The following is an 8,241-nucleotide window of genomic DNA, read 5'->3' as shown; positions in this document are numbered from 1 at the left end:
GGCCATGGCCGGCATCCTTCTCCCGGCCGTTCCGACTTTCAGTGATCACCGACGCGATCCGGAAGTCCTTCCTCATGCTGTTGAGCGACCTAGGCTTTATTACGAGCCAGTACATCGACCGCTACCTGATCACACTGTTCCTGGGTCTGAAAGTCGCCGGCGTCTACTTCCTTTTCTGGACGGTCGGAAGTTCCGCAACCACCTTCCTGTCTCTGGTTCTTCAACAAAAGCAGCGCCCATCGCTAATCAGCGCATATCGGACTAGCGGCCCCTCGGCGCACCGTCAGCTGGCCTGGCGCTTCCTGCAGAGAACCGCACTCGCGAATGTTGCGCTCAGCACGGCGGTCGGATTTACTTTTCAGGTCCTTCTGCCATGGATCGCTCAGCCCGCGCTCGTCGCCCAGTGGTCGGCATTCTGGCTGATCGTCGCTGGACTGGCCGTTCGTTATATGGCCGATTTCGGCGCCTTGGTCCTGTTTACAGCGCATCTTGACCGTCTGACGACGGTCACGAACCTGACCTCGGTAGGCGTTCTGGTGATAGCACAATTGGCGCTGTTGCCGTTTGCCGGACTCCATGGCGCCGGTGCGGCAATCCTGTTGACGTCACTCATCATGGCACTTTGGCGCTACTGGCTGCTGTTCGGCTTCCCGATCTCGAACGCCTATTCTCGCCGAGTGGGTGCCTAATGGCAGATTCAGAGCGATCTCAGGAATGTTCGGCAATTAGTCGCGGCTGAGACCATCAACGTAATGCGTCCGCCTGAATACACAATCTACCTCGAGAAGCGACGCGGAATCCCGGGAGTAGTAGGTCACCGGGCGTAACTGGCTCAGCGTAAAGCCCGCCTCTCGCATGAAGCGGAGTGCCTCATCGAACTTCCAGGTATCCTCATAAAGATGGATCAAAGGCAATTCGAGTTGAACGCCAAGCAGGCGATGAAGCGAGTTTGCACCTCCACGCAGGACGCTCTGCTCAAATCCCTGCGTATCAACCTTCAGGAAAACACGCTCGCCGACGAACTCCTCAAATATCGAATCGAGCGTGGCGATCTGGACCTTGTCGATGCGAACCACTTGGGATTCGTAGATGCTGCTCCGACCGATCTCTGTCTGGTTGACGATCGAGCTCATGGCCGTGTTCTTGCTCACATTGATCTGGATGATGCCGTTGACATCGCCCAGCGCCAAATTTCGGCACTCCCATTTCTGATCGGCCTCGCACCTCTTCTCTAGTCTCTTGAACACATCAACCACAGGCTCAAAGGAGACGATCCTCCCCGTATAACCTTCCGATTTGAGATCGTGTACGAACTGGCCCTCGTTCGCTCCGACGTCCAGAACAAGGTTTACGGAACGGGATCGGAGGAACTCCGCCAGATTCGGATGATGACGGCGAATTTCGTATCCTGCTGACCTCACGAACGATTTCAGTCGGTCTTTCACCACCATGTCTATGCTCCTGTCAGTTTCAGTCCAGCTCGGTTTTCCCGGTTATATCGCGCGCGGGTGGGACAGACGGCTCACCGCCTGCCGAATTGGCTTCGACGCCATCTCAGGAGCGGTGACACGATTGCTCTCCCTACTCGGGTCCGCCGCAGGCCGACCTTCACCAGGTCCAAGGCCGGCGATGGAAGTGGCGGCATCAGATCATCGCGCGTGAAGAACATTCCATCGCCCCGATCAACGTCACATTCAGCGGCCTCCCTCACGCGATCTCGCCAGGAGGCCAGCTCATGCAGGGGCATTGGACCTTTTTCCGTCCAGTCAGGCTGCAAGCCCTTCGCAAGCGCTCGGTTCGCCTCGTGCTTAAACAGCCCCGGCTGCTGTTGACGTATCGCCAGTCGCTTGGATATCTGCGTCGGCGAGCGATATGGGAAATGCTTCAAACGTATCCGCGACGGAGATGTCCGTCCGCGATTATGTGGCCAGATCAGTCCGCCCCAACGGAGATCGCCTTGATGGCGAACGAATCGCGGTTCGCTCCAGTTGTTCTGATAGTACCTGAGCCGCTCTTGCACGGGGCGGGAGAGCCATTCAGCCGGGTTCTCTTCGTAGTTCTTCAAATCGGCGTCCGTGAAATAGAAATTCATTGTCGCCGAAAGAACGAAGCCATAGCTTCGGGGCACGTTCCCAAGGAACTGCGCCGGATCATCGATAAAGAACTCGTCAGAATCGAGCCTGCACCACCAGTCCCCCGGCGACGCTACGTGCCGTCGCGTTTCAAATATTTCCCCACGGAGCTCATCGGCGAACGTCCGATCGTCGTGGCCAACAAGCTCGATCTTGGGATAGCAATTCGCGAGTTCTTGAAGCGTCTCCCAGGTTCCATCGACGCTTCCATTGTCAAAAACGAAGATCCGATCGCTCCATTCGAGAGCCGCTTTCAACGTCTCGCCGACAATGTCGTTCTCGTCTCGAACGCAACAAATGCTGAATATCTTCATGTCGAGGATTACCCTTGGTACCGGCGACGGCTACCGACGCGTCACATGGCACTCTCATGGCACTATTCTATTCACCCCTTCAGTGGAGGCATTCTGGGTGATCGTGCGCCAATCCCGGCGCCGTTTTCCTCGTAGTCGGCCCATCCGACAGGATGAAGCCCCCTCACCCCATCCCCTCTTTGAACGGCCATCAGCAAGTTCTTGATCGGATCGTGATCCTCAACGGCGGTGACCGGGTTTGACGCCGGATACATAGTGCTCTTAGCGAGCTCGGGACCGAAGATGCCACCTAAGCCAAGCAGAATTCCGCCAGCGACTGCCAAAGCGACAAGCTGCGAGGCTTGCGGAAACATCGGCTCTTTTGGCGTTATCGCCTTCTGCACCACTCTAAGACTGGAGAGCTGGCTCTTCTTGGCCACTTCGGAGCTTATCTGCTCTTCGAGAATACGAGTTGCATACTGTGCGGCGGCCGACGACGCGGTTGTGAGAACTCGTTTCAATCTCCCGTATTCTGCTTCCTTTGCGGAAAGCGACGCCAGCTCCTTGTTTACCTTCTCGAGCTCGGTACCGAGCTGATTCAGGAGCTCCATCTGCCCATTGAGTTCGGCATTCAGCTTCATCAGCGTTGCCATGTTGTCCTGGTAAACCTTGATCAGAAGCAACGGCGGCTGCTCCTCAAACTGCTCCGGCGGCTTTGCGACCGGGTCAAGACCCTTACGGCCATCCTGCCCTCCGAGCGTGGTTACCATCCGACTGACGGCCTTGTTCTGCGCAACGGGCCGCAATACGGCTAATTGATCGGCGACCGACAGCTTCTGCCCCTTCTTGTCCTCAATCGCTCCTCGCGTCGTGGCGATCAGTGCAGACAGATCACTGGCACGCTTGAGAAGCAGCTGCCGCTGGTCGTCGACGGCATAGATCGAGGCCTCGACGGAGAAGCGCTTCAGTTCTGCAGCTGCTATCTCGGCATCCTCCTCCAGCCGCTTCGTTTGCTGCTGGAAGAACTCCTGTGCACMTGGCATTTGCACGTCGAGGCTTTGCACGGTGACCAACGCGTTCGCGAGCTCGTTCAGATAGCTCGCGGCGACCACCGGATCCCTGTGACGGAATGTTATCCTCAATAGATCGGAGCGCCCCTCCTGTTTCGCGTTCACGCGGTCTCGCAAGCTGAGAATGCCCGCTTGGTTGCGCTCGATGTCCTCTTCCGTCTCGTCAACCGGCTTCGCCTGCGCCTTCGGTTCTGCAGTCTCTTTGGCGAACACGTCTCGAAGATCAATCTCCCTTCCCCAGGCCATAACTCTGGCCAGAAGCGTCGGGTTTGAGTCGGACGATAGTCTCTCGTAACCGACATTCTTCGCCGCCTCCAGGATGACCAGATCGATCTTGGCGATGCGCGACAGTGATTCCATTCGGCTTTGGAGGTCAACGCCCTCCCCGAACGGCGTTGCCGCCGTGTTACTCGAAGATCGTTCCTTGATCCCCTGCCCGGCGCGAAGCAAGACGTATGCTTCGTAGCGGTCTCCAACCGCAGCGTAGTAAAGAAAGGCCGCGCCGGACGTCAGCAATAGGCATAGATATATGACCCATTGCCGACGCCATAACAGACCGAACGCGCTGGCTAATACACTGCTGGTGCCACGTTCCACTGTCGACTCCAATTCTTCTGACAGCTTAAGGTCCACCGAAGCGTTCGGACGGGTATTGACGATCGTCAACTCAGACTTGGCAATTCCCGACATGTTGATCCGACAGGTCGGTCCCGGATAGGGCGCTCCCGTTCGGAGGGGCGACGCGGAACCGAAAGGTTAGAAGCGCGGAGTACGCCTGCTGTGAACGATCTAGCTCTGGAAAGAGAGGGTACACCGCACCTCGCTTCCGGTTCGACGACCATGCAGGGTCGCTTCTTCGTGGTGACCTGCTTTGGCCTCGTGTTCCTGAACTGCCTGACCTTTCTCTATCATCTCACCGGCTCGACGGTATTCAACGTCCTGAGCAATTCGACAAGCCTGCTTCTGATCCTGTGGTCTGCGCGCCACGTGCTGATCGCGAACGAGAGAAGCTATTTTTACAATGTCCTGTTGACGCTCGCTTGCATCTTCACAAGCGCGAGCTACCTGGTGAACTTTGGCGCTTTCGAGCTTTCCGATGGGTTGAAGCTGGTCTCGATCTACTCATTCTACGTAGCTGGCCGCGGTATGACCGAGCCGGTGCAGCCGCCCGAAAAGCGTTGCATCTATGTGCTCGCGGCATTGCCGCTCCTGTTCAAGGTGATCGGCCACACTCAAGTTTACACCGGTATCGAATATCCTGACGTGTTCTCCTACTTTCCGAACACAAACACGGCGGCGCTGTACTTCTCGGCCCTGTTCTTTGCCTTGTCTCCCTGGTTCGGAAACAAGGTGCTGGTCGCACAGTTCATAAACGCTGCCATCATGAACCGGGTTGGCCCCGCCCTGGCAACCATCGTCTCGATCGGCCTCTGGTCCTTCTTTCCCTTGCGACCACAGGTCTTCGTCGCGCTCATCTTGTTGGCGTGCGCCAGCGTTGCAGCCTACGCCGTCGGCACGTTGGATCGACTGACAACCGGGTTGAACGCAATCGCGCTGATCTGGAGCCTCGATCCGAGCACCGTCGCTCGAATGTCGACAAAACAGTTGATCGACTTGACCGGAACGACGGACATGTCTGCGTTCTTCCGCGTCACACACTGGACGAACATCTGGCAGATCTATTCGTCGCTCGGAATCGGCGGGATACTGTTCGGATATGGCGCAGGTCAGACCGGCGTCCTTACCGTCCTGCCGCTTCCGCCGCACAACGACTACCTGCGCGTATTGGCAGAGCATGGCCTCCTGAATTTCCTAATCTTCATCGTCTTCGTCTTCAGCATCGTATTTTCGCTGAAGGATCGGGCGGCGAAGACCATGTACACGGTGCTTCTCATCTACTTCCTATCCGAAAACCTGATCGACAATTTCACGTCGATGACGCTGTTCTTCTCCTATGCGGGCCGGTTTACGTCGCCGAAATGGCTCGCACGCAGCCCGTCTAGCGCATGAGCAAGGAAGTGTAGTTGATGGACTTCTCAATGTCCGATCTCATCAAACAGAATACCCCCGGAAACAGCGAAGGCTTTCCGGCAGGCGTGCCCCCAAGCTACAATTGGTACCAAGGATGGAATGATGGTGGGCTTTGGTCGCCGCCCGCGGATTTCACCGCGGTCGAAGGCTGGGGACAAGTCTATCCGAAGGTGGGTTCACCGCCGTATTCAAATCCGGACGCGGCCGTCGAGGTCGCCAACGCCAAGACCTATGTTCGCATCAAGCACGCTGGCGAGTGGACGTTGGTCCAGGACCAATCAAGAACGCAGTTGACTGGGGGACATTTCGTCCCGGACTTCGTTGGCAATGTTGCCATTCCGATGAAAGCCACCCCCGTGGCCGGCACGACGATCGCCTTTGGCGCGCCTCCGGCCGGCTACAACAATCATTTTTGGTACAAGGCGCGCGGAACCTACCCGGCTGGCGCCGTCGATGCCGTCTATGTCCAGATGGAGATGAGGGTTACCGATCCGAACCTGCATCTCGTGGCCATGGTCGGCGCCGACTGGTGGCGCGACGCGCGAGCGCCCTATCTCGAAGACCACAGCAACAATCCAGGCGTCGGTGGCAGCAACTGGATCGAACTTTCGACCCAGTGGAAGACGATCGGTTTCTATTCCATGAGCGCTGATGGCTTTCGCGCGAGCCCAGCTCCGCCGCTGCGCGACTTGGTGAGAGAGGTGCCGTCCACGCGCCCTCCAACACCCACGCGGAGCGGCGAGAATTCCATCCAAAACGAACCGGGTGAACCTGCCGCCACCTCCAGAGAGCAAAAACACATCACCACGAACGGAACCGAGCGATCCTCTCCGGCGGAAGAGACCTGGCAGCAGTCTATCAACTCCAATTCACGCACCATACCCGCCGATCCAACCACAACAGTCCATGCGTTGTCGGACGATTGTCTTTTGGCTTTCGCCCTGACCCTCGGAGCACTGGCCAAAGTCCGCTGGAGCAACCTGCCAAGTCGCAAACGAATAAGCCGAGCGTGACAGCATGACGGCCAAATCGTGGAAAGTGCCCGCTCTTCGTGTCGCGTCCGAGGAGATGCTGCATCTGGATCTGCTCCGATTCATCGCCTCCATCGGGATCGTTGTTCGACATTCGTTTGAGTTCTTCTTTCCGGCGGCCACTCGGTCGGCCCTGCCGAGCGGTCTCGCCCTGTTCGTCGACCTCTTCTTCGTAATCTCGGGATTTGTGATCGCCCATGTCTACCAGGGAAAAGTCGGCACTGTTTCCGACTACGGGACATTTCTCCAACGACGTGTCGGTCGCCTCATGCCGCTGCACTGGCTGACGCTGGCGGCTTCTATCATTGTCTGGTCCGTATTCGTCGCACTCGGCAAGGCGGGAAATCATCAACCATCCTTTGAAGCAACATGCATCGCGGAAACCGCCCTTCTCCTCAATGCGATGTTGACCTGCGGCAACGGAATTTCGTTCAGCAGTGTATCTTGGTCGATTGGCGCGGAAATGGTGATGTATCTGATGTTTCCGCTTTTCGCCTGGGCAGCGGTCAGATCAAGGCTTGGGCTTCTGGCGGCGTCCTTCCTTGTTCTTGTCACCATGATCGCCGTCGATCTCACTCACAATTCCGTCGACCGCTCGTGGGTCGACGTGTGGCCGCSCTTCAGGGCGCTTCCTTCCTTCATGATTGGTATTTGCCTGTTTTGCTTTCGGCACAAAATTCAGATCATTCCTGCGCCGGGGCGAGCTTTGCTATTGTCAATGGCGCTATTGCTGATCTCGATGATCACCTATACCCATCATCTCATCTCGCTGGGGCTCGTCTATGTCGTCGCGATCACCGCGATGGCGGCCGATCAGAGAACTGCACCACCCTTTGTGAAGCGCCTAGCTCCCTTAGGCCAACTCACCTATTCAATCTATATGTGGCATTCCCTAGTGATTCTGATTGTCATGAATGCAATCGCCGACAAGCTCTTTCACGCGTCGCTCGGCCTGATGGTCCCGTTCTGCATAGTTTCCTGGTTGATCATATTCGCTATCTCCTATTTCTCCTACTTTGTGATTGAAACGCCGGCTCGGCGCTATATCGACGGTCTCGGGCGAGCGAATAAGCGTAGCGTCGTAGACGTCGTTGTATCCGAGAACGAAGGGTTACGACGTCAAACAGGCTAACCGTAGCAACACGCGGCTGATCGGCCCCAAATCGCAGATCCATTCTTGACGATCGTCAAGTCGGCCGCGCGCCCGGTGCCTACGATATGAGAAGACGTTTAACTGGTTATGGGTCGGTCCATGTCTGACACTTGCCATTTTGTCCCGTCCTGCTCGCCGCCCGCTGCTATTGCGCGTAACGTCCTCGAGCGATCTGCCTCGGGTTGGCTCCTGTCGCTCGGCCTCATTGGAATTCTGGCCGTCTCCACGGAGAGTGCCGATGCGGCGAGCGGGAGACCGGACGCCGTCACCTCTGTGAGTCTCGCTTCGAGCGTCATCGCGCAAAACAGCGTTGGGTATAGCCAGGCATATCCTGCCGGCGCCCCCAAGACATCCTCCTGGTGCAACGGCGCCTCCAAGCCCGAGAACGGCGAACCTCCCGCCGACTTCACTGCCGTCACAGGAATGGCATCGGTATTTCCAAAATTCGGGGCGAACACACCGAACAAGGACGGCAAGATCCTCGTCGCCAACGGAAAGACATATGTACGCCTTCGCAGCACGAAGGAATGG

The 8,241-nt window shown here is 57.2% G+C and carries 8 protein-coding genes; 5 read left to right on the top strand and 3 right to left on the bottom strand.

Annotation, left to right across the window (positions count from 1 at the left end; genetic code table 11):
* Nucleotides 1-689, top strand: a 689-nt coding sequence (locus AC1D00_RS16195) for a lipopolysaccharide biosynthesis protein (RefSeq protein ID WP_477011372.1), incomplete at its 5' end; no start/stop codon positions are given.
* Nucleotides 690-725: 36 nt separating this feature from the next.
* On the opposite strand, the gene AC1D00_RS16190 is transcribed toward AC1D00_RS16195, so the two are convergent.
* The 3 genes from AC1D00_RS16190 to AC1D00_RS16180 all read right to left on the bottom strand — a co-directional run bounded on the left by AC1D00_RS16190 (nucleotide 726) and on the right by AC1D00_RS16180 (nucleotide 4,185).
* Nucleotides 726-1,451 carry an FkbM family methyltransferase gene (locus AC1D00_RS16190; RefSeq protein ID WP_477011371.1) on the bottom strand — a complete coding sequence of 242 codons (726 nt, stop codon included), beginning with the start codon at nucleotides 1,449-1,451 and terminating at the stop codon, nucleotides 726-728.
* A 71-nt stretch (nucleotides 1,452-1,522) separates the two neighbouring features.
* Complete coding sequence (locus AC1D00_RS16185; protein WP_477011370.1) at nucleotides 1,523-2,446, bottom strand: glycosyltransferase family 2 protein; 924 nt, start codon at nucleotides 2,444-2,446, stop codon at nucleotides 1,523-1,525.
* A 71-nt stretch (nucleotides 2,447-2,517) separates the two neighbouring features.
* Nucleotides 2,518-4,185 carry a GumC domain-containing protein gene (locus AC1D00_RS16180; RefSeq protein ID WP_477011369.1) on the bottom strand — a complete coding sequence of 556 codons (1,668 nt, stop codon included), beginning with the start codon at nucleotides 4,183-4,185 and terminating at the stop codon, nucleotides 2,518-2,520.
* A gap of 90 nt (nucleotides 4,186-4,275) precedes the next feature.
* On the opposite strand from AC1D00_RS16180, the gene AC1D00_RS16175 reads away from it, so the two are divergent.
* The 4 genes from AC1D00_RS16175 to AC1D00_RS16160 all read left to right on the top strand — a co-directional run.
* Nucleotides 4,276-5,505, top strand: a complete 1,230-nt coding sequence (locus AC1D00_RS16175; protein ID WP_477011368.1) for an O-antigen ligase family protein — start codon at nucleotides 4,276-4,278, stop codon at nucleotides 5,503-5,505.
* Between the two features lie 29 nt (nucleotides 5,506-5,534).
* Nucleotides 5,535-6,539 carry a hypothetical protein gene (locus tag AC1D00_RS16170; RefSeq protein ID WP_477011367.1) on the top strand — a complete coding sequence of 335 codons (1,005 nt, stop codon included), beginning with the start codon at nucleotides 5,535-5,537 and terminating at the stop codon, nucleotides 6,537-6,539.
* A gap of 4 nt (nucleotides 6,540-6,543) precedes the next feature.
* Nucleotides 6,544-7,689 carry an acyltransferase family protein gene (locus tag AC1D00_RS16165; RefSeq protein WP_477011366.1) on the top strand — a complete coding sequence of 382 codons (1,146 nt, stop codon included), beginning with the start codon at nucleotides 6,544-6,546 and terminating at the stop codon, nucleotides 7,687-7,689.
* 120 nt (nucleotides 7,690-7,809) lie between these two features.
* Nucleotides 7,810-8,241, top strand: a 432-nt coding sequence (locus AC1D00_RS16160) for a hypothetical protein (protein ID WP_477011365.1), incomplete at its 3' end; no start/stop codon positions are given.

It is taken from the genome of Bradyrhizobium sp. P2_E8 (genome assembly GCF_056403875.1).
This window is presented reverse-complemented; position numbering and strand designations above follow the sequence as displayed.